The following is a 2686-nucleotide window of genomic DNA, read 5'->3' as shown; positions in this document are numbered from 1 at the left end:
GCGCTGTGCATCGCCTGGGAAGTGTGGCTCGCGCCGCTGCGCCCCGGCGGCTCCGCCCTGATGCTGAAGGCCGTGCCGCTCGCGCTCGCGCTGCCGGGCGTCTGGCGGCGTAACATCTATACGATGCAGTGGGCGAGCATGCTGGTTCTCGTCTATTTCGCCGAAGGCATCGTGCGCGGCATGTCCGATCGCGGGCTGTCCGCGACGCTCGGCTGGTGCGAGACCGCGCTCGCCCTCGGCTTCTTCGCGGCTGCACTCGCCTACGTCGCGCCGTTCAAACGCGCGGCGAAAAAGCAGCGCGCCGCGTCCTGACCCTTACGCGACAAGATGATGATGTCCATCGACACTTTCGTTTCCGCGTGCCGCGACGCGATCGGCGCCGCGCACGTGCTGACCGACGCGCACGATACCGAACCGTTCCTGACCGACTGGCGCCGCCGCTACAAGGGTGCCGCCTGCGCCGTGCTGCGGCCCGGCAGCACGGCCGAAGTCGCGGCGCTCGTGCGCATCGCGAACCGGCACGGCGTCGCGCTCGTGCCGCAAGGCGGCAACACGGGCCTCGCCGGCGGCGCGACGCCGGACACGTCCGGCACGCAGGCCGTGCTGAGCCTGGCGCGGCTCAATCGCGTGCGCGCGCTCGATCCGCACAACAACACGATCACCGTCGAAGCGGGCGTGATCCTCGCCGACGTGCAGGCACGTGCACGCGAAGGCGGCCGCCTGTTCGCGCTCAGCCTCGCGGCGGAAGGCAGCTGCACGATCGGCGGCAACCTGTCGACGAACGCGGGCGGCACCGCGGTGCTGCGCTACGGCAACGCGCGCGAGCTCTGTCTCGGCCTCGAGGTCGTGACGCCGCAGGGCGAGATCTGGGACGGCCTGCGCGGACTGCGCAAGGACAACACCGGCTACGACCTGCGCGATCTGTTCATCGGCGCGGAAGGCACGCTCGGCATCATCACGGCCGCCGTGATGAAGCTGCATCCGCTGCCGGCCGCGCAAGTCACGGCGCTGGCCGCGCTCGAATCGCCGCACGCTGCACTCGACTTCCTGTCGCTCGCGCAGCGCGCGGCCGGCCCGCTGCTGACGGGCTTCGAGCTGATGTCCGATTTCTGCATGCAGCTCGTCGGCAAGCACTATCCGCAACTGCGCTATCCGTTCGCACAGACGCACGCGCAGACGGTGCTGCTCGAACTGTCCGACAACGAAAGCGAAACGCATGCGCGCGCGCTGTTCGAAAAGCTGATGGAAGAAGCATTCGACGCGGGGCTCGTGGTCGATGCGGTGGTCGCGGAAAACCTCGCGCAGTCGCGCGCGTTCTGGGACTTGCGCGAGCACATCCCGCTCGCGCAGGCCGACGAAGGGCTCAACATCAAGCACGACATCGCGGTGCCGATCTCGTCGATCGCGCGCTTCATCGACGAAACCGACGCAGCGATCCAGCAGGCCGCGCCCGGCGCGCGGATGGTCACGTTCGGCCATCTCGGCGACGGCAACCTGCACTACAACGTGCAGACGCCCGAAGGCGGCGATCCGAAGGCGTTCCTCGCACAGTTCCAGGCGCCGATCAACCGTATCGTGTACGACAACGTGCATCGCCATCACGGCACGATCAGCGCGGAGCACGGCATCGGGCAACTGAAGATCGACGACGCGCAGCGCTACAAGTCGCCGGTCGAAACGGCGCTGATGCGCACGCTGAAGACCGCGCTCGATCCGCGCGGGCTCATGAATCCCGGCAAGGTCCTGCGCTGAAGCCGTCCATTCGGGAGCGACGTTCGTGAAAATCCGTGTGCTGTCCGACCTGCACCTCGAAAGCCACCAGCCCGATACGATCGCGCATGCGGATGCCGATCTCGTCGTGCTGGCCGGCGACATCCACAATCACGCGGAAGGCCTGCGCTGGGCCGCGGAAACGTTCGACCCGCGCGTGCCGGTCGTCTATGTGCCGGGCAATCACGAGTACTACGACGGGGAATTCGGCGCGCTCGAAACGGCGATGCGCGACGCCGCGCGCGCGCTCGACAACGTGCATTACCTGAACAACGACGCCTACGTCGATCCGCAACGGCGCTTTCGTGTGCTCGGCACGACGCTGTGGGCCGATTTCTCGCTGTTCGGCGCGGACGACGAGAGCGTCGCGCGCGCAATCGACGCCGCGCAGCGCGTGATGCTCGACTTCAAGGGATTGATCCAGGTGACCTGGCCGCACGATGCGGCGCTGCACGGCGACGCGCCTGCGCCCGAGCGCGACTTCGCGCCGGCCGATGCGATCGCGCTGCATCGGCGCAGCCGCGCGTGGCTCGCGGCGCAGCTCGCGCAGCCGTTCGCGGGCCGCACGATCGTCGTCACGCACCATGCGCCGCACCGGCTGTCGCTGGCGCAACGCTATGCGGAAGATCTGGCTTCGGCGGGATTCGTCACGCAGATGACGGAACTCGTGCGGCCGCCCGTCGCCCTGTGGGTGCACGGCCACACGCACACGTCATTCGACTATGTCGTGGAGGGCGGCACGCGCGTCGTTTGCAATCCGCGCGGCTACATTCATCGACGCACCGGCGAACGGGAAAACGCTGCGTTCGCGTGGGACAAGGTGATCACGCTCGACTGAGCGTGCAGAGGCCGGCCGCAGGCGGCCGGCGATGGTGCTGCCGGGCCGGACCGCGGGCGCTCAGCGGCCGGCGCGGCG

General features: G+C 68.7%; 3 protein-coding genes. All 3 read left to right on the top strand.

The window, feature by feature from the left end; genetic code table 11:
• Positions 1-312 (top strand): DUF2069 domain-containing protein (locus tag HMPREF3115_RS18465; RefSeq protein ID WP_070555578.1); only part of this gene is annotated, 312 nt, incomplete at its 5' end.
• Positions 313-330: 18 nt separating this feature from the next.
• Positions 331-1752, top strand: a complete 1422-nt coding sequence (locus HMPREF3115_RS18460) for an FAD-binding oxidoreductase (protein ID WP_043279886.1) — start codon at positions 331-333, stop codon at positions 1750-1752.
• 25 nt (positions 1753-1777) lie between these two features.
• Positions 1778-2608, top strand: coding sequence for a metallophosphoesterase (locus tag HMPREF3115_RS18455; protein WP_070555576.1), 831 nt, complete (start codon positions 1778-1780; stop codon positions 2606-2608).
• Positions 2609-2686 lie beyond the last annotated feature (78 nt).

The organism is Burkholderia sp. HMSC10F09, assembly GCF_001806955.1.
In the GTDB taxonomy this organism is placed as follows: Bacteria; Pseudomonadota; Gammaproteobacteria; order Burkholderiales; family Burkholderiaceae; genus Burkholderia; species Burkholderia multivorans.
The sequence above is the reverse complement of the archived record's forward strand: the minus strand, read 5'-3'. Positions and strand labels throughout refer to the sequence as shown.

Coding starts and splice junctions, on each gene's coding strand:
- HMPREF3115_RS18460 (WP_043279886.1), top strand. CDS start 331: ATGATGTCCATCGACACTTTCGTTTCCGCGTGCCGCGACGCGATCGGC.